This is a genomic window from Polynucleobacter sp. 35-46-11, from assembly GCF_002281105.1.
This window is the reverse complement of record NZ_NCFJ01000014.1, coordinates 1-25,361: the sequence shown is the minus strand read 5'-3', so window position 1 is coordinate 25,361 and position 25,361 is coordinate 1. Positions and strand designations below refer to the sequence as shown.

Here is a 25,361-nt window from a genome sequence, read left to right as displayed (position 1 = left end):
AGGTCACTTTGCGGTCTAACTGACCTAAATTTTCTATCTGCACAGCCATTCTCGTCTCTTAATTGAAAATCAGAATATGTGAAGCCCAAGCCAAGTAGCTATCTTGTGGTGCGAGGAGGGGGACTCGAACCCCCACACCATTGCTGGCGTCAGGACCTAAACCTGGTGCGTCTACCAATTTCGCCATCCTCGCGCGAATTCCGCAAACACTACCGAGCTGAAGCTTCACTCTAAAGACCGTAATTCTACAATGCTTAGCGGTTTTGGAGGATATTTAGACCATATAGAGCAAAGCCACAGCATGGACCGCAATGCCCTCGCCTCGCCCTAAATGACCAAGTGATTCATTCGTTTTGGCCTTGAGGTTGACATGGCTTGGTGTAACCGCTAAATCTGCTGCGATATTACGGACCATATCCGGTAAAAAAGTGGCTAATTTGGGACTTTGACAAATAATCGTTGCATCCACATTCCCGACATGAAAACCAGCTGCCTGAACCTTTTGAAGGGCAGCTCTGAGCAAAATACGGCTATCCATATCCTTAAACTGGGGATCTGTATCCGGAAATAACTGGCCAATATCATTCAAGCCCGCAGCTCCCAGTAGCGCATCGGTTAAAGCATGCAATAAAGCATCTGCATCGGAATGACCCAGCAGGCCTTTATCGTTGGGAATGTGAATGCCGCCCAAGATTAGTTTGCGATCCTCAACAAGGGCATGGACGTCATAACCCTGGCCAATGCGAAATTGGGGGATATGTGACATATTTGAGGTCATAAGGCGGTCTTTTTCTGATCTTGATAAAGCAGAATGGTTTGCATTAAATCCCAATCGGCTGGGTGAGTTACCTTGAAGTTTCGCGTTGCGCCCTCTATCAGTAAAGGGTTAGAGCCTGAGAGCTCCATAGCGCTAGCCTCGTCCGTAATATCCGCCTCTAGACGGATTCCCTCTTCAATTGCATCATGCAGGCGCTTTAAACCAAACATCTGGGGTGTTTGAGCCTTCCATAGATGATCTCGAGAAATGGTCTTCATCGCCCTATTGGGATTGCCAGCAATAGCAGAGTTAGCATCGGTCATTTTCAGGGTGTCGGCCAATGGCATTGCCAAGAGGCCGCCCTCACCCGCTTGAGTCACAGCATGTATCAATTTTTGAATCAGCTCTGGAGAGATTCCAGGTCGGGCTGCGTCATGGACCAGGACCCAATCAGTTTCTGGAATACCAGCTTTGAGCATGCCTGCCAGAGTATTTCTGACGGTTTCTTGTCGAGTTTGGCCGCCGCTCGCAAGAAATTGAATGGAGGCAGATTTGCTGGAAAACTTATTTAAGATGGGATTGTCGATAAAGCTAGGACTGACGCCAACCCAAATCGAAGCAATTTCTGGGGTCTCAACAAATGCCTCTAAAGCATAGGAAAGCATCGGCTTACCCGCCAATTCCTGAAACTGCTTTGGCAAAAGTCCACCAAGTCTTGATCCCGTGCCTGCCGTTGGCAATAAGGCGTGACATTGAACTGAAGACTGTGAAGATTGATTTCCAAGGCGCATGCCTGATTCTATAATGAGCGCAGATGTCTGATGCATTAAAACTAGCGCCCCCCATACCTGCACCCCGGGCTGGGCAGCGCTTTACCTTTTCTGGCCTAGTCGGGTCTTCTGATGCCGCATTAATCGCCCAATCTGCGCTGCGCTATCGATCTGAGTTCTCGGTCATGGTCATCTTTTGTGCTCAGGCGCAAGAAGCCCAGCGCCTATTAGAGGAAATCCCCGCTTTTGCTCCGCAGCTCAAGACGCGACTGCTACCCGATTGGGAAATTCTGCCGTATGACCATTTCTCACCACATCAAGATTTGGTCTCAGAACGTCTGGCAACGCTTTATGAATTACTGAACGGTAGTTGCGACATTGTCTTGGTGCCGATTACCACTGCACTGCAAAAATTAGGACCGCCAAACTTCTTATCAGGTCATACCTTCTTTTTTAGGCAAGGTGACAAGCTCAATGAAGCGGCTCTAAAGCTTCAATTGCAACAGGCTGGTTACGACCCCGTTAGCTCAGTAATGCGCCCCGGCGAATACAGTATTCGTGGTGGCTTGATTGACTTGTTTCCGATGGGCTCCAGCCTACCGTATCGACTGGATCTTTTTGGCGATGAGATTGAACAAATTCGGGCTTTTGATCCCGATACCCAACGAAGCCTTTATCCAGTTAAAGAAGTTCGCCTATTGCCGGGCCATGAGTTTCCATTTGATGATGCTTCACGTACCGCCTTTCGCGGTAGGTGGCGCGAAGTATTTGAGGGTGACCCAACCCGTTGCTCAATTTATAAAGATGCCAACCTCGGTATTCCTAGCGCTGGTATCGAATCCTATTTGCCGCTCTTCTTTGAAGAGTCATCGACGGTCTTTGATTATTTCCCCCGCTCAGGAGATCCTGTTTGGCTAGTCAGCATTGGTGATATTGAGGAATCTATTAAGGGCTTTTGGAAAGACACGATCTCTAGATATGAATTCTTAAAGCACGATCTTGATCGCCCCATTCTTCCGCCAGCAGAGTTATTTCTGGATGTGGATCAATTCTTTACGGCAGTCAAACCCAATGCTCGTCTGGCATTGGATAAAGAGCCTGATAAAGAAGCAAAAGAAGCCCCACAATTTTTAGCTGTGCCCGATTTGGCAGTGCATCGCCGTGATGCTGATCCGATTAATCGCTTGCGTGCATTAGTCTCAAAAGAAAAAGTTCGCATACTCATTTGTAGCGATAGCAATGGTCGTAAAGAATCCATTCGCCAACTTTTTGAAGAGAGTAATTCAGTTGCTGGCCAGAATGGCAAACCACTCTACCCATTAAAGCCAGAAGGTTTTGAAGGTGTTGCTGATTTTATTAAGAGTGATGAGCTATTTGGCCTGGTCACGGCGCAACTCTTTAATGGATTTACCTGGCCATCCGAAAACCTCATCGTTGTTACCGAGGCAGAACTCTTTACCACTACCGCCCGTCAAAGGCGGAAAGGCAAAGATAGCGAGAGCGCTGATCCAGACATGCTCTTCAAAGATTTGTCTGAGCTTAAGATTGGCGATCCCGTTGTTCACTCTGATCATGGCATTGGTCGCTATCAAGGTTTAGTACTTCTGAATTTAGCGCCGCCAAAAGAAGAACCCATTTTTGAAGAGTTCTTGCACTTGGTCTACGCCAAAGATGCCACTCTTTACGTGCCAGTTCAGCAGTTGCAGATGGTGACGCGTTACGCAGGCTCGGATCCTGACTCAGCACCATTGCATCAATTAGGTTCTGGTCAGTGGGATAAAGCGAGACGTAAAGCTGCTCAACAAATTCGTGATACTGCTGCAGAGCTATTAAGTCTGTATGCAGCCAGAGCAATTCGTAAAGGTCATGCCTTTGAATTCTCCGCTCATGATTATGCTGCTTTTGCAGAAAGCTTTGGCTTTGAGGAAACGCCGGATCAAGCTAACGCCATTGCCGCAGTGATTGGCGATATGACTAGTGGCACACCGATGGATAGACTGGTGTGTGGAGATGTGGGTTTTGGTAAAACTGAGGTTGCTCTACGCGCCAGCTTTGTTGCAGTGATGGGCGGTAAGCAAGTGGCCATTTTGGCCCCAACCACCCTGCTCGCTGAACAACATGTCGCCACCTGGAAAGATCGCTTTGCAGATTGGCCCGTGCGTATTGTTGAGCTGTCACGTTTTAAAACTACTAAAGAAATTAATGCAGCACTAGAAGCAATTGCTAAAGGTGAGGCTGACATCATTATTGGTACACATAAGTTGCTATCAAAAGAAACACAGTTCGCTAATTTAGGATTGGTGATTGTGGATGAAGAGCATCGCTTTGGTGTGCGACAAAAAGATGCGCTCAAAGCATTACGTGTTGAGGTCGATATTCTGACTTTGACTGCCACCCCCATTCCAAGAACTCTCGGTATGGCTATGGAGGGCTTGCGTGAGTTCTCCATCATTGCTACCGCGCCACAAAAACGCCTAGCCATTAAAACTTTTGTACGACGCGAGGGTGATGGCGTTATTCGCGAAGCAGTCCTTCGTGAGATTAAGCGGGGTGGGCAGGTTTACTTCCTGCATAACGAAGTTGAAACGATTCAGAACCGTAAACATGCATTACAAGAACTTATTCCAGAAGCAAGTATTAGCGTAGCGCACGGCCAAATGCACGAGCGTGAATTGGAATCGGTCATGCGTGAGTTTGTGACTCAACGCACCAATATCCTGTTGTGTACCACCATTATCGAAACGGGTATTGACGTTCCAACTGCCAACACCATCATCATGCATCGTGCGGATAAGTTTGGCTTGGCGCAATTGCATCAGTTACGTGGTCGCGTTGGTCGATCCCACCACCAGGCTTATGCCTACTTGCTTGTGCCAGACCCTGAGGTGCTTAGTAAGCAAGCTCAACTGCGTTTAAATGCGATTCAAGCCATGGAAGAACTGGGCTCTGGTTTTTATTTGGCGATGCATGATTTAGAAATTCGTGGTGCCGGCGAAGTCTTAGGCGATAAACAATCTGGGGAAATCCACGAGATTGGATTTCAGCTTTATACCGAGATGCTCAATCGCGCCGTCAAATCTCTGCGCAGCGGCAAAGAGCCAGACTTGCTTTCTCCACTTCAGGCCACTACTGATGTGAATTTGGGTGTGCCCGCCCTCTTTCCAAATGACTATTGCCCTGATGTACATGAGAGACTCTCCATGTACAAGCGCTTTGCAGGTACAAACGACTTCTCTGAACTCATGGGCTTGCGTGAAGAGCTTGTTGATCGCTATGGGGAATTGCCTGACCAGGCTAAATCTCTATATGAAACCCATCGCTTGCGCCTGGAAATGGAAGGCTTTGGCATTAAAAAGATTGATGCCAGCCCAACGTCAATTCAAATTCAATTCATCCCAAATCCTCCGATTGATCCGATGAAAATCATTCAATTGATTCAGTCGTCAAAGTACATCCAACTCAATGGGCAAGATAAGTTAAAAATTCTCCCCCAAAAAGAGAAAGATTTTGAGAAGCTAGAGCAACGCCTAGACCATATTAGAAGAATTCTCAGAAGCCTGAATGAATCTGCCATGCTCAATACTGCTCAAGTCAATTAATTTTTTATCGCCTACCAACTATGTCTAGCCACCTTACACTTGTAGCCCTTGCAAATACTCCCATCCCTGCAGAATTAAACACTGCGTTTATTGAGCATGCAAAAGTCTTGGGGATGGATATTTCTAAGTACGATAAAGAAAAAGCTGATTCAAAATATTTCACTGCACGCTGGATTTGCTCGCAGGACCTGTTGCCTGAAGCAAGAGTTGCTATGCGCGATATTGCCGCTGCCCATGAAGCAGATTTGGCTTTTCTATCACCAGGATTTAACGCGGATGAAGTGAAGGTGTTGGCGATGGACATGGACTCCACCCTGATTAATATTGAGTGTATTGATGAGATTGCAGATTTCACAGGAAAGAAAGCTGCAGTTTCAGAAATTACGGAAGCCACTATGCGTGGTGAGATTAAAGACTTTAAAGAAAGCTTGCGCAGACGCGTAGCCCTTCTAGAGGGTGTTTCTGCCGATGTATTGGATTCAGTTTACAAAGAGCGTTTACGACCAAATCCTGGCGCCGCTGAATTGCTTACTGGTGCAAATACAAGTGGACTTTATACATTGCTTGTTTCTGGTGGCTTTACCTTTTTTACCGAAAAGCTACGGAAGGAGTTGGGCTTTAAGCAAACCCAAGCAAATACTTTAGAAATCGTCGACGGCAAACTTACGGGTAAAGTTATTGGCGATATCGTTGATGGCGCAGCTAAAAATGCTTTTCTAGAGCAAGCCTGCCTTCTGATGAATTGCCATAAAAAGAACTCCATCACCATGGGCGACGGATCCAACGATATACCGATGATGCTTGGCTCTGGCATCAGTGTTGCCTACAAAGCAAAACCCATCGTCAAAGAAAAAGCCGACGCGGCTTTTGACCGAGTCGGCTTAGATGCTGCCTTACTACTGATTGCCTAGCTCACTTAAAGTCAGGCGCGAGCAGTAAATAAGCGCTAATTAGAGGCGCTCAAAAATAGTAGCAATGCCTTGTCCACCACCAATACACATCGTTACCAAAGCATATTTACCTTGAACGCGATGTAACTCGTGAATCGCTTTGGTAGCAATTGCGGCACCAGAGCAACCGATTGGATGACCTAATGCAATGGCTCCACCGTTTACGTTGGTCTTGGCTGGATCTAAGCCCAAAGCTTTAGTAACTGCCAAGGCTTGTGCAGCGAACGCTTCATTGGATTCGATTACATCGATTTGATCTAATTTCAAGCCAGCGCGCTCCAGAGCGATCTTCGTTGCAGGGATTGGACCTTCACCCATAATGTGGTTAGGTACGCCAGCAATAGCGTAAGAAACTAAGCGAGCGATTGGCTTATGACCGGCCTTCTTAGCTGCCTCAGCTTCAGCCAATACAAAGAATGCAGCTCCGTCATTAATGCCGGATGCATTACCCGCAGTAACGCTACCACCCTCTTTTTTAAAGACCGCTTTCATCTTCGCCAAAGTTTCCATTGTGGTGTCTGGTTTGCAATGCTCGTCCGTATCAAACACTACATCACCCTTGCGAGTTTTGATCGTGATTGGAACGATTTGAGATTTGAAGCGCCCCTCTTTGATTGCATGTGCAGCACGACGATGTGACTCCACTGCAAGAGCGTCCTGCTCTTCGCGAGTAAGCTTCCATTTCTCAACGAGGTTCTCTGCAGTAACACCCATGTGACCAACGCCAAATGGATCAGTCAATACAGACACCATCAAGTCAATCATTTTGGTATCACCCATACGCGCACCGCTGCGCATTGCTGGGGAACCATACATGCCTCGAGACATCACCTCAACACCACCGCCGATACCGTAATCACAATCGCCCAACATAATTTGTTGAGCAGTCGTCACGATCGCTTGCAAGCCAGAGCTGCATAAACGATTCAGGGCCATCGCAACAGATTCCATTGGGAGACCAGCTTGAATAGAGGCAACACGAGCTACATAGGCATAACGGTTATCAGTAGGAATGGTGTTGCCTACAGTAATGTAATTAATTAAGGCTGGATCTACCCCAGAGCGAGCCACCGCTTCTTTCATCACAATACCACCGAGCTCAGATGGCTCAAGGCTACTCAGTGATCCATTAAAAGTACCAATTGCTGAACGTACAGCGCTTAAAACGACGACATCACGACTCATATCAATCCCCCTTACGGTGCCAAATTAGGCAAAATATTGACCCCAATAATAGGCCAAAACACTATTTTTATTCTAATAGTCAAGTTTCGGCTATTAGGTCATGCCCTTGGGAGCTAATAACTGTTGCCTTGATAATCTCACCAGCGCGATAGCGCTTTGAAGGCTTGCTTGGAGGTAAAACCCTTACCAAACCATCAATTTCAGGGGCATCGCCAATAGCTCTACCAATTCCACCGGAATCATCCACGCGATCAATAATGACCTGAACCCTCTTGCCTATTTTTTTAGCAAGTCGCTTGATTGAGATTTCTTCGGCCTTGGCCATAAAACGAGCCCGGCGATCTTCACGCACTTCATCGGGCACGGGATTATCCAAAGCATTGGCAGTAGCGCCATCAACTGGCGAATAAGCAAAACAGCCGGCACGATCAATTTGCGCTTCATCCAAGAAATTCAAAAGATATTCAAACTCTTCTTCTGTTTCACCAGGGAAACCAGCAATAAAGGTGCTTCGAATCACCAAGTCAGGACAAGCTGCACGCCATGCCTGAATGCGCTCGATATTCTTTTCTCCGCTGGCGGGACGCTTCATGCGTTTGAGTACATCTGGATGGGCGTGTTGCAAAGGAATATCTAGATAAGGAAGTACGCCGTAGCCATGATCGGCAAATTCCGCCATTAAAGGCAGAACATCATCGACGTGGGGATAAGGATAAACATAGTGGAGGCGAACCCAAGCTTGATGCTCTCTCGCAATCTGATTTAAGGCATTGACCAAATCAAACATGCGCGTCTTAACGGGCTTGCCGCCCCAAAAGCCAGTGCGATATTGAATGTCAACACCATAGGCACTCGTATCCTGCGAAACAACCAATAATTCTTTTACGCCTGACTCAAATAGTTTTTTTGCCTCCAGCAACACTTCACCTATGGGGCGTGACACAAGATCGCCGCGCATGCTAGGGATGATGCAAAAAGTACAGCGGTGATTGCATCCTTCTGAGATTTTCAGATACGCATAATGCTTCGGCGTGAGCTTGACACCAATAGGCGGCAGCAAATCGGTAAACGGATCATGTGGCTTTGGTAAATGCAAGTGAATAGCCTGCATTACCTCTTGGGTGGCGTGAGGTCCTGTAACGGCAAGGACTTTAGGGTGAATGCTCTGGATGAGGTCGCTGCCGTCTGCATTTTTTCGGGCACCTAAGCAGCCGGTAACAATTACTTTACCGTTTTCAGATAAAGCCTCGCCAATAGCTGCAAGACTTTCTTCTACAGCCGAATCGATAAAGCCACAGGTATTCACAACTACCAGATCGGCGCCAGAATAATCCTTAGCAGTCTCGTAACCCTCAGCGCTTAATTGAGTGAGGATGAGTTCAGAATCCACCAATGCCTTGGGACAACCCAAGGAAACAAAACCAACTTTACCCACCACAACTATTCTTTTTCTGTTTTATTAGGTTGCCCAGTAAATGGGAAACTCTGCATTTGCTCTTGCATCTTTACAAAGAGATCTTTGCTCTGCTCCATATAGCTACCCATTAAGCCTTGCATCATTGGGTTTTGCAGATTCATCATCTTGGCCCAAGCTTCAGGAGTGCTGCCTGCACCCAAGCCCTGAGTTTGATCGCCCAGCTTATTATGGATATCGACAAAAGATTGCATCGTCTTTTCAAGATAGCTGCCCATCAAACCTTGCATGGAGTTTCCATAAAAGCGAATGATTTGTGAAAGCATTTGAGTAGAAAATACCGGTGCACCACCGGCTTCTTCTTCCAAAATAATTTGTAGCAAAATATTACGTGTTAGATCATCTTCAGTTTTGGCATCAACAACGCTAAAAGCATCGCCTGCCATCACTAAATTTTTAATATCAGCCAGCGTTACATAAGTGCTAGTTTGAGTGTCGTATAAACGACGATTGGGATACTTCTTAATCAAGCGGCTGTCGCCGGCTTTCTTGGAACGTGTGGCCATGTATTTTTTTCCTAAATCTCGGTACTGCAATGCAACATCGGCATAGTTTATCCCTAGTTTGACCTGAAGGTAAATATGCCGATGAGCAGACCACTAAAATCGCATTTATTAGGTCTTTAGCCTGTATGCAGACCGCCATTAAGGGAGAAGTCAGCGCCAGTAGCGTAGCCACCATCAACCGAGGCAATCCAGCAGCAAATCGAAGCGATTTCTTCCGGAGTGCCTAAACGCTTAACGGGTACACCAGCAACAATCTTCTCTAAGACATCTTCACGGATTGCCTTAACCATGTCTGTACCGATATAACCTGGAGAAACCGTGTTTACAGTCACCCCTTTAGAGGCCAATTCTTGTGACAAGGCCATCGTAAATCCGTGCAAGCCTGCTTTTGCAGTTGAATAGTTAGATTGGCCAAACTGACCTTTCTGACCATTTACAGATGATATGTTGATGATGCGACCCCAGCCGTTATCAGCCATGCCATCCACCACTTGCTTGGTGACATTGAATAAAGAATTGAGGTTGGTATCAATCACTGCCTTCCACTGCTCCGGGGTCATTTTGCGAAATACGCTATCTTTAGTAATACCAGCGTTATTCACCAGAACGTCAACACGCCCCACTTCAGCTTTCACCTTATCAAAGGCAGCAACAGTACTGTCCCAGTCAGAAACATTACCCTCGGAGGCAATGAAGTCATAACCCAAAGCCTTTTGCTCGCCAAGCCAACGATCTTTACGCGGGGAATTTGGACCGCAACCAGCGATGACCTTAAATCCATCTTTGGCAAGGCGCTGACAAATAGCAGTACCAATACCACCCATACCGCCAGTGACGTAAGCAATTTTTTGAGACATGTATTTCCCCTTATGAAAATATTATTGAGCAGCGGATACTTTTTCTTTCACGTACTTACCAGGCGCTGCTTCTAGTTTTTTGTACTGTGCATTACCAAACGTTTTGCTAGCTTTAATTTTCTTGCCACCAAACTGTTCTAGCCATTTAGCGTAGTTAGGCCACCAACTACCCTTAATATCTTTTGCTGCAGCAAGCCACTCGTCCGCAGTTTTGGCTAATTTATTGTTCTCAAAATAATGACGCTTATTTTTTGCTGGTGGGTTAATCACACCAGCAATATGTCCTGATGCACCAAGTACAAAACGATTCTTGCCCTTTAGGATATGAGTTGACTCATAAGCTGACTTCCAAGGCACGATGTGGTCGTCATGCGATGCATAAATATAGGCTGGGACAGTGATCTTGCCTAAGTCCACCTTTTCACCACAAACAATGAGCTTGCCTGGTTTAATTAATTCATTTTGCAGATAGGTGTGACGTAGATACCAGCAATACATCGGACCAGGAAGATTGGTAGAGTCGCCATTCCAATAGAGCAAATCAAATGGGGGTGGAGAATTGCCTTTTAAGTAATTCTCGACAACATAATTCCAGACCAAATCATTTGGACGTAAAAATGAGAAAGTGTTGCCCAGATCTAAACCAGACATCATCCCGAAGTGACCGCCCTCACCGCCAATGGTGCTCTCGCGCAACTTCACCATACCTTCGTCGATAAACACATCCAAAATACCAGTGTCGGTGAAATCTAATAAGGTAGTAAGTAAAGTTAAGCTAGCAACATAATCTTTTTTACGTGCCGCCAAAACTGCTAAAGCAGTAGAGGTTAAGGTGCCACCAACACAAAAGCCGAGTACATTAATTTGATCGGTGCCGCCAATATCTTTTGTTACTTCAATTGCCTTGATTACACCCTCGCCAACATAGTCATCCCAAGTCACTTTCGACATTGACGGATCAGGATTTTTCCAGGAAACCAAGAAAACAGTGTGACCCTGTTCCACCATATAACGCACAACGGAGTTATCTGGCTGTAAATCTAAAATATAGTATTTGTTAATACATGGTGGCACCATTAAGTATGGGCGCTCATACACTGTCTCAGTTAACGGCGTGTACTGAATTAATTCAAAAAGATCATTACGAAAAACTACCTGACCTTCAGTTGTTGCAATGTTCTTACCAACCTCAAACGCACTTTCATCAGTTAGTGAAACTTTGCCCTTTTTCAAATCGCCCAACAAGTTCACTATTCCATTTTGAATAGATTGGCCTTGGGAGCTAATGATATTTTCAAGAACTTCTGGATTGGTTGCAATAAAGTTGGATGGCGATAAGGCATCAATCATTTGTTCTGTAGTGAACAAAATTTTAGTTTTGGTTTTTTCGTCAGCATCAACCGCTGAGGCGAGAGAAAGCAAATGCTTGGAGTTCAATAAATAGGTAGCGGCAATCATCTTGCTCCATGAGGAGTGCCATGCTTTGCCAGAGAAGCGGCGATCCTTTACTTCAATCACTTCCGGATTCGTCGCAAGATGCGCAAACTCAGTGAAGTATTCTTTTTGAATTTCAGCCAGGCGTTCTGGAGGAATTAATGCCATATGATGTGGCGCCAATGAAGGAGCCACACCTGTATTCATACCTGCAAACATAATGATCTCGTTAATTAATTAAGATCATTCTCCATCTATAAAGCTGTAAGGGTTATACGCACTAACCCTAGCCCTAGAGCTAAGCTAGTAATAACCCGAAGTTAGGTATCGGCTGAAATCCAAATCAAGGAGGCAAAGCGCCCCGTTTCTTTGTCTCTGCGATAAGAAAAGAAATTGGTCGGGTCACCAAAAGTACAAAAGTCTGCGCCATAGATCTGCTCAACACCAAAAGAGCGCAGGCGATCCTGAGCGAGTAGATATAGATTGGCTAAATACTTTTCTGGAGTTCCAACAATTGGCTGAAATGCCTGCGCCAAAGTAGCTTGCGATTGACTTGCAAATGCTTGCAGTACATCTTCCCCAACCTCGAATGCAGAAGGTCCAATTGCCGGACCCATCCATGCCGTAATGTCCTGAGGCATTAAGCCTGGAGATAGAGAGCACATTTCCTGGATTGTATTTTCAAGAACTCCGCCGCTAAGACCACGCCAGCCAGCATGTGCCGCGCCAATGACATCACCATATTTACTTACAAACAATACTGGCACGCAATCAGCCGTCAGAATACTGAGAACCTCATTTGGAATATTGGTAACTGAGGCATCTGCTTCAAATGGCCCATTGACCGAGGCATTCCTTGAGGCCGGGGTGCTGACTGTGACCCCATGAATCTGTTTAAGCCAGATTGGCTCGGCGGGCAGGTGTGTCTTAAGGATGCTACGATTTTGCAGAACATCCTCCAAATGATCGCCGGCATTGAGTCCCAGATTGAAGCTATTAAAAGGCGGCTTACTAACTCCGCCCTTGCGGGTTGTGCAAAAAGCTTTAATTTGCTGCGGCACAACCCAGTCTGGCTCAATTTGATTCATTGCGTTGATCATTTTTGATGGACGCCATTAAAGCCTCCTCTTTGGGGAGGTCTGACTCAACCATGCCAACCATGGGCAGCAACTCCATTAAATCTTGGGGAGGCAATCTAAACCAGGTCATTACTTCATGGGTTGCTGGGTGCTGCAGACTGAGCGCATAAGCATGCAGCGCTTGGCGACCGAAAGGTAATGCTTTAGCAACGCCGGGTGTTCTTTTCCGGTAAACCTGGTCACCTAAGAGTGGAAAACCCAATGATTCCAGGTGCACACGGATTTGGTGGGTTCTACCCGTCTCAAGACGACATTCCAATAAAGCAACTGGACTTTCTGAAAATGCGCCTTTGGCCAGGCGTCGAAATAAGGTCGCTGCAGGCTTACCTTGAGCAGAGCCAGCAGCCATTTTGAGGCGGTCACGCTGGTCACGACCTACGGTTGCCAGCACTTTACCTTGAGAAGGTGCATCACCCCAAACCAAAGAGAGGTAACGCCGTCCTACAGTTCGCTCTTGAAGCTGCCTCACTAAGGAGGTTTGCGCGATATCCGTCCGAGCTACCACCATCAATCCAGAGGTATCTTTATCAAGACGATGGACAATTCCAGCTCTTGGGAGGCTTTTTAGCTCGGGAAAGCGGTTTAATAGGCCATTTAATAAGGTTCCCGTCCAATTTCCAGCAGCAGGATGCACAACGAGTCCAGCGGGTTTATTGAGCACAATGATGGTGTCGTCCTCATAGACAACATCCAAAGGGATATCTTCCGGGGCAAAGGCAAATTGCTCGGGCATTTCCTGTGGGAACACCTTAATACTCTCGCTTCCACGGAGTAAATGGCGAACTTTGGTGACTTTTCCATCAACCGTGACAGCTCCAGCCTCAACCCAGGCTTTGAGCCGATTACGAGAATAATCAGGCAAAGCGCCACCAAGAAACTTATCCAAACGCTCCCCACTAACCTCGGGGGGAACTTCTAGGGCTATGAAATCCTCATCATCGATATAATCAATGGGATTCGAATCGGGAGTATGCGGCAATGCCACGCTTAAAGAGCCTTTTAGTTATGTCGGACGTTATTGCAGACGCCAGTTTAAGGCTTGCTGCCAGTATTGGGTCATCTTCCAAAAAATCTCTCATTTCTTTGTTTATTGGAGCCAGTGCAGTCTGCCTAGTTCTCAGTGGATGCGCTGGTAGCGATGGTCAAAAAGATGATGCCGATATTTGGTCAGAGACAAGGCTTTATTCCGAGGCAACCGACAAACTAAAAGAGGCGGATTATGCAAAGTGCGGCAAGTACTTTGAAAAGCTAGAGGGACGCTTCCCTTTTGGACCCTACTCTCAACAAGCGCAGATCAATGCAGCCTATTGTTATTGGAAGGCTCAAGAAGAAGCCCAGGCTCAAGTAGCTATCGATCGCTTCATCAAACTTCATCAAGGCAGCCCTAATTTAGATTACGGCTACTACCTTAAAGGTTTGATTAGTTTTAATGATGATTTAGGTTGGCTCGGTAAATTCACTGGACAAGATTTAAGTGAGCGCGATCCAAAAGCGGCTAAGGAAGCTTTTGAATCTTTCAAGGTTGTAGTTGAGCGCTTCCCTGATAGTAAATATGCGCCGGATTCTTTGGACCGAATGCGCTACATCGTGAATTCACTTGCCGAAGCAGATGTGATCGTGGCGCGCTTTTACTATCAACGCGGTGCGTATTTAGCTTCCGCTAATAGAGCGCAGCTCGTGATTCGTGACTATGATCGTGCACCTGCTGTAGAAGAAGCGCTTTACCTTCTTACTAAGTCATATGAGAAGTTAGGTATGACCGATCTCAGCAATGATGCTGCGCGCGTGTTCAAGCTTAATTTCCCTGACAGTCAAATGATGATTACTGGTCAACGCGTTCAGAAAGAACGTCGTTGGTGGCAAATCTGGAATAAGTAAAAATTAAATAAGATGAGTGCAATCAAGTAACGCGCTGCGCTACTTGATTGCTACCGGGACTCTCTGTGCCAATGCACAAATAAGTTCATAGCCGATGGTTCCACTCATTTGAGCCACATCATCTACTGGCACTTCATTGCCCCATAGCTCTACCGCGCTACCTATCTTGGCATTGGGTGCTTCACGCAAATCAATCGTCAACATGTCCATAGAAACTCGACCAACTATCGGACAAATCACACCATCGCCCTGGGCGCCAGCACCATCAACCCAAACTGGCGTACCGTCTTCAGCATGACGCGGATAACCATCAGCGTAGCCACAGGCAATAACACCAATACGCATGTCTTCTGGCGCTTCATAACGGCCGCCGTAACCAACGCGGCCGCCCTTCTTTAATTCTTGAATGTCAATGATTTCACTGCGTAGCTGCATGACAGCCTGAAGTTCGGATCGAATAATATCCGCATGTACTCCGGTTGGCGATACACCATACAGCATGATCCCGGGGCGAACCCAATCACCTAGTGCATTACGATGCCAAAGGATCGCAGCGGAGTTAGCCAAAGAACTGGGCGCTTCAAGACCCTCGGTAGTTTTCTCAAAGCACTCCATTTGCTCGCCGACCGATGGCACTTGATCAACTTGATCTGCATTAGCAAAATGAGTCATGTGATGAAGGTGATAGCCAGCAGAATGGAGGCGATGAAAAGCGATGCGATATTGATCAGGTCTAAAGCCGAGACGATTCATTCCCGAATTGAGCTTTAAAAATACACTGATTGGGTGGCTTGAATGGTTCTTAAGGGCTTCAAGCCAAATAACTTGCATTTCGCTATGCACCACCAAGTCACATTGAAGTTGGACTGTCAGCTCAAGCTCCTGCTGACTAAAAATACCCTCTAACAAGAGAATCCGACCCTCCCAGCCGTGGTCCCTTAACCACTGTGCATCAGCAAGGTCAAGTAAGGCAAAACCGTCTGTCGATTCAAGACCTTTAAAGGCTGCCTCCAGGCTATGGCCATAGGCCTTAGCCTTCACAACCGACCAGACCTTGGATTCAGGGGCAAGCTCACGAATACGACCCAAATTATGACGAAAGGCATCTGTGTGTATAGTTGCCAGAATTGGCCTATTAATTAAGCGATTAGCTGACAAGCTCATATCCACCCCTCCTTTCATGTTTTAATTGCAGTAATGACTAGATTGTACGAATGAACCGTAGTTTTTACATCATTATGGCGGCGCAATTTTTTTCGTCGCTTGCTGATAACGCATTGCTGATCGCAGCAATCGCCCTCTTGGTCCAGCTTAACGCTCCGGCCTGGATGACTCCTTTACTCAAATTATTCTTCGTTCTTTCCTATGTACTGCTGGCAGCCTTTGTGGGAGCCTTTGCTGACTCCCGCCCCAAGGGCAATGTGATGTTCATCACCAATACGATTAAATTCGTTGGTTGCGTTGTGATGCTGTTTGGCAGCCACCCTTTGCTGGCCTATGCAATTGTTGGCCTAGGAGCTGCCGCCTACTCCCCAGCTAAATACGGCATCCTCACAGAATTACTTCCACCAGAAAAATTGGTTGCGGCTAACGGCTGGATTGAAGGTCTTACCGTGGGCTCCATCATTATGGGAACAGTACTTGGAGGGGTTTTAATTAGTAAATCGGTATCTGAAAGCCTCTTAGGCTTTGATATGCCCATCCTTGAGACCAGCATTGATACTGCTGCAGAATCTGCCATTCTGATCATCATGATGATTTACTTACTGGCAGCCCTAATTAATTTACGCATTCCAGACACTGGGGCGCGTTATGAATCCCAAAAGACCAGCCCGATCGAACTGGTAAAAGATTTTGCTGTCTGCTTTAAGACACTCTGGGATGACCGCCTTGGTCAAATCTCCTTGGCAGTCACAACCTTGTTTTGGGGTGCTGGAGCCACCTTGCAATTTATTGTGATTAAGTGGGCACAGGTTGCTCTACATATGACCTTATCGCAAGGCGCCATTCTCCAGGCAATTTCTGCATTTGGCGTAGCTGGAGGGGCTGTATGGGCTGCTTGGCGAGTACCCCTTAAAAGCTCACTCAAGGTCCTCCCCTATGGCATCACCATGGGCTTAGTTGTCTGCGTAATGGCAATCTACAACTCGGACATGTTGCCCAATACAAGCATCTGGACTATTGGCAAGTTTGAGATTTCACTCAATTTGCTACCGGCCTATTTCCTACTGGTATTGGTTGGCTGGTTGGCTGGCTATTTTGTCGTACCGATGAATGCATTACTTCAGCATCGCGGCCATATTCTGATGTCTGCGGGACATTCCATTGCCGTACAAAACTTTAACGAGAACATTTCTGTTCTGATGATGCTATTGATTTATTCCGGACTGATTTGGTTGGATGCGCCAATTCAGGCGGTGATTATTGGCTTTGGTGTTACGGTGAGCGCAATCATGTGGCTAGTCATTAAGCGCCATGCTGCAAATCAAGCTGAATATGACTCAATGCATTTGATTGGTGAACATAAGCTCTAAGCACAAGGCTTAGAGGTTTTGTAGGACTGATTTAGCCAATAGTAAATCTTGCCAGAATAGACTCTTGTCTTTTGGTCTAGCAATCAACTGATTTAATTCAAAAGTGGCAATTAGCGGTAACTCCTCTGCACCCTTGGCGTTAATTGCCAACACAGTCTCACGCAGCTCAGGCAACGCATCACGCTCACCTGACAATCTTTGGGCAGCAGATCCGCCAAATGCTAGAGCCACTATAGGCGTTCCATCTTGAGGTAACTGCTCGAGATTGAATTGTTCAGCAGGATTTTTCCAAGACCAATCTTGGGGAGTTAAGCCGAGAACCCGAATGGTGTTCTGAAAAAGTACTTCGGCGTGACCTTGAGGCTTATTGCCATAGAACCACCATATCCCAGACGACACTCTCTCGTGCTTTTCGACTACAAAAAGAGATGCAGAGGATAGAGAGCTTGAAGTATCAGCCCGATGGTTAGATATCTCAGCAGCAATCACTTCTAAAGCTTGAACGGAGGCTCCATCTCGTGAAGTCCACTCAGTAATACCCATCTCTTTAAGAAAGGCGGAATTTGCACTCATATTCATGCCTCAAGCTTAATCGATTTAGCCAAAACCAGGGCGTCTTCACGCAATCCACTATTGGCATCAACTGGGTAATAATTTTTGCGTAAACCAATCTGCTCATACCCAAGGCTTTGATACAGCATTAAGGCCGATTCATTGGAGGGTCGAACCTCCAGAATAATTCTGGGCATGTTTTGCTGAGAAGCTACACCTTCGATTGCATTCATCATTTTTAAACCAATTCCCAGGCGACGTAATTTCGGGGAAACAGTGATGTTCAGTAGGTGCAGCTCATCTACCGCTGGAAACAAGATGCAATAAGCCCAGAGAATTTCTGGGTCTAAATAACTGCCCTTTACTGCATCCGACAATTGCGGTCTGACACAATATGCCCAATGACCCGCAGCAAGTGAGTCTGAAAAATTGCCTTTTGTCCAAGGGTGAATATGTGAAGCCGATTCTATGGCGAGAACTGAATCCAAATCCGCAACCGTCATTGGCAGAAATGAAAGCTCTGATACGCCCTCAGTACTCGACTGTGTAGACTTAATGCTATCTGTCATGTTGTTGACTACGTTCGGCAGAGGTCAACGCCACTTCATTACGTATATAGAGCGGCTCAAGCAGGTGAATATCTTGTTGCAAGCCTTTGCTCCACATATCCTGAGCGCAAGCTAAAACCCCCAGGGCATTGACAGTAATAGCTGAATCAAGATGATTGCTGTCAAGAGCTTGCGGCACACTAGCAAATACACGATCACCAAACTCGGTAATTGCACTGCCAGCTAAGAACTCAATATTCGAGAGTTCAATTCCCTCTGGGCTTGTCAGATGAATATCACCCTGACGTTGCGGTAATTGGTTTGCTACTACTTGATAACTAGCCCAGTAAACCTCACCCATGCGGGCATCAATGGCAATTACAAATGATTGAGCACCCGAAGCAATAAACGCAGGAGTCAGAATAAGTTGACTAGCGATAGCATCCAGACTTGCTACTGGTAGAACTGCTAGTCTTGCCGCAATTGCTAGACCCTGGACTGCAGCAACCCCAAGGCGAACACCCGTGAAAGCCCCCGGACCTACGCCAATTGCAATAGCATCAAGAGCGGCAAGTTCGATTGAGGCTTCGGATAATATCTCTTCAACCCAAGGCAACAAGAGTTGACTAGCCCCGGCCGACACTTTTTGGTGACGAACAATTGGCGCAGCATTAGTTAAAGATAACGCTACCGAACACCAAGCTGACGAGGTGTCGATGGCCAATATATGGGTCAATTGAAGCTTTCTAGATACTTATGAACTCAGGCCTGCAATGATATCTGGTGGCGCCTGAACAAGCTCAATCAATACACCCTCGCCGCAGAAAGGAAACTCTTCATTGCCTTTCGGATGGACAAAGGTAATGTCATATCCAGCAGCACCCTTACGAATGCCGCCTGGCGCAAAACGCAAGCCCTGAGCAGATAACCACTCAACCGCCTTTGGAAGATCATCCACCCATAAACCAATGTGATTTAAAGGGGTTAGATGAACAGCAGGCTTCTTTCCAATATCAAAGGGTTGCATAAGATCAACTTCAATTTCGTGAAGGCCTTTGCCAATCGCACAAATATCTTCATCGACGTTTTCACGCTCAGAGACAAAGGTGCTTTTGTATTCAAAGCCCAATAGGTCAACCCAAAGCTTACGGAGGCGATTTTTGTTTTCTCCGCCAATCGCAATTTGCTGAATACCCAATATCTTGAATGGTTTAGTCATGGCTAGCCTTATTCGAAACGAATGATCAATTGATCAACCGTTAAGCTTTCGCCAACATTGGCACAAATTTCAGCAACTAACCCATCTTGGGCCGCAACCAATGTGTTTTCCATTTTCATTGCCTCAATCGCAGCCAATTTTTGACCAGCAGTTACTGCCTCACCAACTTGGACAGATATGTTGGTTAATAGGCCGGGCATTGGCGACATCACTAACTTAGAAGTATCCGGCGGAACTTTGACCAACATGCGACGCTGAAGCTCAGCACCCAAGGGGCTTAGGACCATACACTCGTAGTGCGCACCGTCCAAGACAAGAGCGTACTTGACGCCATTGCGCTCTACTTGAGCAGTAATCTTGTGAGTACCATTGATGGTTGCACGCAAGCATAGCTCGCCTGGACGCCAATTGCTGACGATGTTGTAACGGCTTACGTCACCATCTTCTTCAACGTAGACGGCGTAAACACCATCCTTAAGATCAACGCGAACAGGGACTTCTTTCATCTCTGCGCTAGATCCAACGCGTAATCCAGTGACCGCTACGAAATTCTTAGCAATTGTCATCTCGTGACCAGCCAATTGACCGTCAATCATTTTGATATGCTCGAGGTAGCGATAGCGCATAAATGCCGACAAAGCAGCCAAACGTTTTGGATCAGACGGTTGTACAGAATCCTTCTTAAAGCCATCGGGATACTCTTCTGCAATAAAGCCAGTAGTGAAATCACCAGAGACAAAGCGCGGGTGCTGTAGAAGGGCCGCCTGGAAAGGGATATTGGAGTGAATCCCACGAATGACAAAGTCATTTAGTGCAGCACGCATCTTTTCGATTGCTTCAGTACGATCTTTGCCATGTACTATCAATTTAGCAATCATAGAGTCATAGTGCATTGGAATCTCACCACCCTCAAAGACGCCAGTATCAACGCGCACACCATCCAATTCTTCTGGCGGGCGGTATTTAACGAGACGGCCTGTAGAAGGCAAAAAGTTTCGGAATGGATCATCCGCATTAATACGGCACTCCATCGACCAACCATCCAACTTGACCTCTTCTTGTTTGAATGTCAATTTCTCACCAGCCGCTACACGAATCATCTGCTCCACCAAATCGAGACCCGTAATTCCCTCGGTTACCGGATGCTCAACTTGCAAGCGGGTATTCATCTCAAGGAAGTAGAAAGACTTATCTTTACCAACCACAAACTCCACGGTGCCTGCAGATTGATAGTTCACCGCTTTTGCCAAGGCAACAGCCTGCTCACCCATCGCTTTACGGGTTGCGGGATCAATAAATGGTGATGGCGCTTCTTCAATGACCTTTTGATGGCGTCGCTGAATAGAGCAATCGCGCTCACCTAGATACACCACATTGCCATGTGAGTCACCCAGCACCTGAATCTCAATATGACGAGGACCTTCAACAAACTTCTCAATGAAGACACGATCATCACCAAAGCTATTGAGAGCCTCAGTACGACACGCAGTAAACCCTTCAAAAGCTTCTTTATCATTGAAGGCAACGCGCAAGCCCTTACCGCCACCACCTGCTGATGCCTTAATCATGACTGGATAGCCGATGCCCTGGGCAATCTTGACTGCATCCTCAGCCTTGTCAATGGCCTCATTAAATCCAGGAATCGTATTAACCTTAGCCTCTAATGCCAGCTTCTTCGAAGCAATCTTGTCACCCATTGCCGCAATAGACTGATGTTTTGGGCCGATGAAGACAATGCCCTCTTCTTCGCAACGGCGAGCAAATTGCTCGTTCTCCGATAAGAAACCATAGCCAGGGTGAACCGCTTGGGCGCCAGTATCTTTGCAGGCTTGAATAATGCGGTCCATCACCAAATATGATTCGCGCGAAGGGGCTGGTCCAATACAAACTGCTTCGTCAGCCATCTGCACATGACGCGCTTCTTTATCTGCCTCGGAATAGACGGCAACCGTCTTGATACCCATCTTCTTGGCGGTTTTCATTACACGGCAAGCAATCTCGCCACGGTTGGCAATCAAAATTTTCTTAAACATTTTCGTAGTCATGATTTGTCGGCGCCTTAAAGAGGGATATTGCCGTGTTTACGCGGTGGATTTGTGAGCTCTTTATCTTTGAGCATTGCCAAAGAACGCGAGATACGCTTACGTGACTCATGAGGCAAGATCACATCATCAATGTAGCCGCGTCGACCCGCGACAAATGGGTTTGCAAACTTCGCCTTGTATTCAGCTTCACGAGCCAAGATTTTTGCAGGATCAGCCTTTTCTTCACGGAAAATAATTTCAACGGCACCCTTTGGCCCCATCACTGCAATCTCAGCAGATGGCCAGGCAAAGTTAACGTCACCACGCAAATGCTTAGAAGCCATCACGTCATAAGCACCACCATAAGCTTTACGAGTAATTAGCGTAACCTTTGGAACGGTGCAATCTGCATAAGCATAGAGTAGCTTTGCCCCATGCTTGATAATCCCGCCGTATTCCTGAGAGGTGCCAGGCATAAATCCAGGTACGTCAACCAATGTAACAACTGGGATATTGAAGGCATCGCAGAAACGAACAAAGCGGGCAGCTTTAATGGATGCCTTGATATCCAGACAACCGGCTAAAACTAAGGGCTGGTTAGCAACAATGCCAATCGAACGGCCTTCCATGCGAGCAAAGCCTATTAGAATATTTTTAGCGTAATCAGGCTGGAGCTCAAAGAACTCACCGTCATCAACGATTTTCTCGATCAACTCTTTCATATCGTAAGGTTGATTCGGATTGCTTGGCACTAATGTATCGAGAGAAAAATCTGGCTCTTCGGTACGTTGCGCCCCATTGATCATAGGTGGTTTTTCACGATTGGATAACGGTAGATAGTTAAAGAAGCGACGGAGCATCATGATGGCGTCAACGTCATTATCAAAAGCTAAATCGCAAACACCTGAAATGGTGGAATGAGTAACGGCACCACCCAATTCTTCCGCAGTTACATCTTCATGAGTCACTGTTTTCACTACTTCTGGACCGGTCACAAACATATAAGAGCTATCTTTCACCATGAAGATGAAATCTGTCAGAGCTGGTGAGTAAACTGCACCGCCAGCTGATGGGCCCATGATTAAGGAAATTTGCGGGATGACGCCAGAGGCAGTGACATTGCGCTGGAAGATTTCAGCATAGCCACCCAGAGATGCAACACCTTCTTGAATACGTGCACCACCAGAGTCATTTAGACCAATAACCGGTGCGCCTACTTTGAGCGCCTGATCCATGATCTTACAAATCTTCTCAGCATGCGCTTCTGAAAGAGATCCGCCTAAGACAGTGAAGTCTTGAGAGAACACAAAAACCAATCGGCCATTAATCATGCCGTAGCCAGTAACAACGCCATCGCCTGGAACAGTTTGATCGGCCATACCAAAGTCATGGCAACGATGCTCAACGAACATATCCCACTCTTCAAAAGTGCCCGCATCCAACAAGAGCTCAATACGTTCGCGAGCAGTCAGCTTGCCTTTGGAATGTTGAGCAGCAATGCGCTTTTGCCCGCCACCCAATCTGGCAAGCTCACGTTTTGCTTCAAGCTGTTGAATGATTTCCTTCATAACTACTCCCTTAGAAAAATTCGTGTCCCATTGCCTCGAGTAAACGCCTCGCAGCAACAGATGCGGCCATGCTTCCTTGATTTACCTCTCCACTGAGGACGGGTAAGAGTCTTTGTACTTCAGGGTGATTCTGAAAAGCGTTCTTGAGACCTGCATCAATGCGATCCCACATCCAAGCGCCGGATTGTTGTTTGCGACGAGACTGTATCTGGCCATTCGCGTTTTGTAGCTTCTGAAAATGCAGAATCTTTTCCCATAATTCAGGTACGCCATTACCCTCTAAGGCGCTTAAGGTCATGACGGTTGGATGCCAATACTCTTGATTATGCGAAGCATGATTGGGATTACCCTGGAAGCCCAAGAGACGCAAAGAGCTGGTAATAAATAATTGCGCACGCATGGCTGCATCTGGATCGATATCTACTTTATTAATCACAATCAGATCAGCAATTTCCATCACGCCTTTTTTAATAGCCTGCAGATCATCTCCAGCATTAGGCAATTGCAATAAGAGGAACATATCCGTCATGCCGGCAACTGCAATTTCGCTTTGACCAACGCCGACAGTCTCCACAATCACAATGTCAAAACCGGCAGCTTCAGCAACGAGCATTGCTTCGCGTGTTTTCTCGGCTACACCGCCTAGTGTGCATGATGATGGGCTTGGGCGAATAAACGCATTATCCAAAACTGAGAGTCTCTCCATTCGGGTCTTATCGCCCAAAATAGAACCACCAGATAAGCTGGAGGAAGGATCGATTGCCAGAACTGCAACCCGATGCCCTTTTTTAATTAAATACAAACCCAAAGTCTCAATCAGAGTGGACTTGCCGACACCAGGAACCCCAGAGATACCCAAGCGAAATGATTTTCCTGTTTTTGGCAACAGGGTATTAAGTAACTCATCAGCACGCTTACGGTGATCCATGCGCGTGGACTCGAGTAAGGTAATGATCTTGGCTAAGGCCCGACGCTGCGCCGATGAAGGCGCACCAGTGAGATCACGCACCAAAGCTTGGTCAACTGCATTAAGCATGCTGATGTCTTTGCTCTCTAAATTAATCAGGTTTTACAGACTTACGAATCTGCTCGAGTACATCCTTGGCTGAGGCTGGAATAGGGGTACCCGGGCCATAAATGCCTTTAACCCCTGCCTCATATAAGAAATCGTAATCCTGTCTTGGTATTACTCCACCAACGAAAACAATGATGTCATCAGCACCCTGCTTCTTCAGCTCAGCAATGATGGCTGGCACCAAAGTCTTGTGGCCTGCAGCCAGCGTAGAAACTCCTAAGGCGTGTACGTCATTCTCAATTGCTTGACGAGCACACTCTTCAGGGGTTTGGAACAAGGGTCCTATATCCACGTCAAATCCAAGGTCAGCAAAAGCAGTTGCAACAACCTTAGCGCCTCGATCATGGCCATCCTGACCCAACTTAGCAATCATCACACGTGGACGACGACCAAAGTCTTTTGCAAATTCAGCAATCTCTACTTTCAACTTTTCCCATCCTTCTGCTGAGTCATAAGCAGCTGCATACACACCAGTTACCTTTTGAGTATCGGCGCGATGGCGCCCGTAAACCTTTTCTAATGCATCAGAAACTTCGCCAACCGTAGCACGCAAACGAATTGCCTGAACAGCTAACTCCAATAGGTTGCCAGTGTTTTCTTCTGCAGCTTTAGTTAATGCTTCTAGTGCAGCCTCGACTTTTTTAGAATCGCGCTTAGTCTTAATATCTTTTAATCGAGCAACTTGGCTTTCACGAACCTTGTCGTTATCGATCATCAAGACATCAACTAAGTCTTCTTTACCCAACTTGTACTTATTCACACCGACAATGACATCAGAGCCAGAGTCAATCTTGGCCTGCTTCTCAGCTGCGGCAGCCTCAATCTTGAGCTTGGCCCAACCGCTTTCAACTGCTTTCGTCATACCGCCCATTGCATCAACTTCTTGGATAATTTCCCAAGCCTTATCGGCCATTTCTTGAGTGAGATTCTCCATCATGTAAGAGCCAGCCCATGGATCTATGACGCTAGTAATATGGGTTTCTTCTTGCAAGATCAACTGAGTATTACGAGCAATACGGCTTGAGAATTCAGAAGGTAAAGCAATCGCTTCATCAAAGGAATTCGTATGCAAAGATTGAGTGCCACCAAATACTGCAGCCATGGCTTCAACTGTCGTACGAACCACGTTGTTAAATGGATCTTGTTCAGTCAAAGACCAGCCTGAGGTTTGGCAGTGCGTGCGCAACATCAACGACTTTGGATTCTTTGGCTCGAATGATTTCATGATGCGCCACCACAAGAGACGTGCAGCACGTAACTTAGCAACTTCTAAATAAAAGTTCATGCCAATG

General features: G+C 46.6%; 22 protein-coding genes and 1 tRNA gene. 4 read left to right on the top strand and 19 right to left on the bottom strand.

All coding sequences use genetic code 11. The features are described from left to right. Positions 1-106: 106 nt before the first annotated feature. The 3 genes from B7Y67_RS02575 to ispD form a co-directional block, all read right to left on the bottom strand. Positions 107-193: transfer RNA gene (locus B7Y67_RS02575), tRNA-Leu, on the bottom strand. 81 nt (positions 194-274) lie between these two features. Continuing rightward, on the bottom strand, positions 275-766 hold the full coding sequence (gene ispF, locus B7Y67_RS02570) for a 2-C-methyl-D-erythritol 2,4-cyclodiphosphate synthase (RefSeq protein WP_293597205.1): 492 nt from the start codon (positions 764-766) through the stop codon (positions 275-277). A gap of 8 nt (positions 767-774) precedes the next feature. Further along, positions 775-1,548, bottom strand: a complete 774-nt coding sequence (ispD, locus tag B7Y67_RS02565) for a 2-C-methyl-D-erythritol 4-phosphate cytidylyltransferase (RefSeq protein ID WP_293597204.1) — start codon at positions 1,546-1,548, stop codon at positions 775-777. Positions 1,549-1,571: 23 nt separating this feature from the next. On the opposite strand from ispD, the gene mfd reads away from it, so the two are divergent. Beyond that, entirely contained in the window at positions 1,572-5,126 is a 3,555-nt protein-coding gene (mfd, locus tag B7Y67_RS02560) for a transcription-repair coupling factor (RefSeq protein ID WP_293597203.1), read from the top strand. Between the two features lie 20 nt (positions 5,127-5,146). Further along, positions 5,147-6,037 (top strand): phosphoserine phosphatase SerB, encoded by an 891-nt coding sequence (gene serB / locus B7Y67_RS02555; protein ID WP_293597202.1) that lies wholly within the window; start codon positions 5,147-5,149, stop codon positions 6,035-6,037. 39 nt (positions 6,038-6,076) lie between these two features. Here serB and B7Y67_RS02550 read toward each other — a convergent pair whose 3' ends face one another. The 7 genes from B7Y67_RS02550 to B7Y67_RS02520 all read right to left on the bottom strand — a co-directional run bounded on the left by B7Y67_RS02550 (position 6,077) and on the right by B7Y67_RS02520 (position 13,656). After that, positions 6,077-7,261, bottom strand: a complete 1,185-nt coding sequence (locus tag B7Y67_RS02550; protein WP_293597201.1) for an acetyl-CoA C-acyltransferase family protein — start codon at positions 7,259-7,261, stop codon at positions 6,077-6,079. 79 nt (positions 7,262-7,340) lie between these two features. After that, positions 7,341-8,699: a 30S ribosomal protein S12 methylthiotransferase RimO gene (gene rimO / locus B7Y67_RS02545; protein ID WP_293597200.1), complete on the bottom strand. Its 1,359-nt coding sequence runs from the start codon at positions 8,697-8,699 to the stop codon at positions 7,341-7,343. 2 nt (positions 8,700-8,701) lie between these two features. Beyond that, positions 8,702-9,241 carry a polyhydroxyalkanoate synthesis repressor PhaR gene (gene phaR / locus B7Y67_RS02540; RefSeq protein WP_293597199.1) on the bottom strand — a complete coding sequence of 180 codons (540 nt, stop codon included), beginning with the start codon at positions 9,239-9,241 and terminating at the stop codon, positions 8,702-8,704. A gap of 116 nt (positions 9,242-9,357) precedes the next feature. Next, positions 9,358-10,098 (bottom strand): 3-ketoacyl-ACP reductase, encoded by a 741-nt coding sequence (locus B7Y67_RS02535; protein ID WP_293597198.1) that lies wholly within the window; start codon positions 10,096-10,098, stop codon positions 9,358-9,360. A gap of 21 nt (positions 10,099-10,119) precedes the next feature. Further along, positions 10,120-11,751 (bottom strand): class I poly(R)-hydroxyalkanoic acid synthase, encoded by a 1,632-nt coding sequence (gene phaC, locus B7Y67_RS02530; RefSeq protein ID WP_293597197.1) that lies wholly within the window; start codon positions 11,749-11,751, stop codon positions 10,120-10,122. Positions 11,752-11,852: 101 nt separating this feature from the next. Further along, positions 11,853-12,620: a peptidoglycan editing factor PgeF gene (pgeF, locus tag B7Y67_RS02525; protein WP_293597196.1), complete on the bottom strand. Its 768-nt coding sequence runs from the start codon at positions 12,618-12,620 to the stop codon at positions 11,853-11,855. Continuing rightward, positions 12,607-13,656, bottom strand: coding sequence for an RluA family pseudouridine synthase (locus B7Y67_RS02520; protein ID WP_293597195.1), 1,050 nt, complete (start codon positions 13,654-13,656; stop codon positions 12,607-12,609). Before B7Y67_RS02520 ends, pgeF begins: the two co-directional genes overlap by 14 nt. On the opposite strand from B7Y67_RS02520, the gene B7Y67_RS02515 reads away from it, so the two are divergent. After that, a complete protein-coding gene (locus tag B7Y67_RS02515) occupies positions 13,650-14,549 on the top strand; it encodes an outer membrane protein assembly factor BamD (RefSeq protein WP_293597194.1) in 900 nt (299 codons plus the stop codon). The genes B7Y67_RS02520 and B7Y67_RS02515 overlap by 7 nt on opposite strands. Before the next feature lie 39 nt (positions 14,550-14,588). Here B7Y67_RS02515 and alr read toward each other — a convergent pair whose 3' ends face one another. After that, entirely contained in the window at positions 14,589-15,689 is a 1,101-nt protein-coding gene (gene alr / locus B7Y67_RS02510; protein ID WP_293597207.1) for an alanine racemase, read from the bottom strand. A gap of 74 nt (positions 15,690-15,763) precedes the next feature. Between alr and lplT the strand changes: the two genes are divergently transcribed. Beyond that, positions 15,764-17,083, top strand: a complete 1,320-nt coding sequence (gene lplT / locus B7Y67_RS02505) for a lysophospholipid transporter LplT (RefSeq protein ID WP_293597193.1) — start codon at positions 15,764-15,766, stop codon at positions 17,081-17,083. 9 nt (positions 17,084-17,092) lie between these two features. Here the strand turns inward: lplT and B7Y67_RS02500 are convergent, their stop codons facing one another. The 8 genes from B7Y67_RS02500 to B7Y67_RS02465 all read right to left on the bottom strand — a co-directional run. Beyond that, positions 17,093-17,656: a hypothetical protein gene (locus tag B7Y67_RS02500; protein ID WP_293597192.1), complete on the bottom strand. Its 564-nt coding sequence runs from the start codon at positions 17,654-17,656 to the stop codon at positions 17,093-17,095. A 2-nt stretch (positions 17,657-17,658) separates the two neighbouring features. Beyond that, a complete protein-coding gene (gene rimI / locus B7Y67_RS02495) occupies positions 17,659-18,204 on the bottom strand; it encodes a ribosomal protein S18-alanine N-acetyltransferase (protein WP_293597191.1) in 546 nt (181 codons plus the stop codon). After that, positions 18,194-18,919, bottom strand: coding sequence for a tRNA (adenosine(37)-N6)-threonylcarbamoyltransferase complex dimerization subunit type 1 TsaB (gene tsaB, locus B7Y67_RS02490; RefSeq protein WP_293597190.1), 726 nt, complete (start codon positions 18,917-18,919; stop codon positions 18,194-18,196). The genes rimI and tsaB overlap by 11 nt, the downstream gene beginning before the upstream one ends. 18 nt (positions 18,920-18,937) lie before the next feature. Beyond that, a complete protein-coding gene (locus tag B7Y67_RS02485; RefSeq protein ID WP_293597189.1) occupies positions 18,938-19,402 on the bottom strand; it encodes a VOC family protein in 465 nt (154 codons plus the stop codon). A gap of 8 nt (positions 19,403-19,410) precedes the next feature. Further along, complete coding sequence (gene accC / locus B7Y67_RS02480) at positions 19,411-21,435, bottom strand: acetyl-CoA carboxylase biotin carboxylase subunit (protein ID WP_293597206.1); 2,025 nt, start codon at positions 21,433-21,435, stop codon at positions 19,411-19,413. Between the two features lie 26 nt (positions 21,436-21,461). Further along, entirely contained in the window at positions 21,462-22,994 is a 1,533-nt protein-coding gene (locus tag B7Y67_RS02475) for an acyl-CoA carboxylase subunit beta (protein WP_293597188.1), read from the bottom strand. Positions 22,995-23,004: 10 nt separating this feature from the next. Then, positions 23,005-24,030 (bottom strand): methylmalonyl Co-A mutase-associated GTPase MeaB, encoded by a 1,026-nt coding sequence (gene meaB, locus B7Y67_RS02470; protein ID WP_293597187.1) that lies wholly within the window; start codon positions 24,028-24,030, stop codon positions 23,005-23,007. Between the two features lie 22 nt (positions 24,031-24,052). Beyond that, a partial coding sequence (locus tag B7Y67_RS02465; protein ID WP_293597186.1) for a methylmalonyl-CoA mutase family protein occupies positions 24,053-25,361 on the bottom strand: 1,309 nt, incomplete at its 5' end.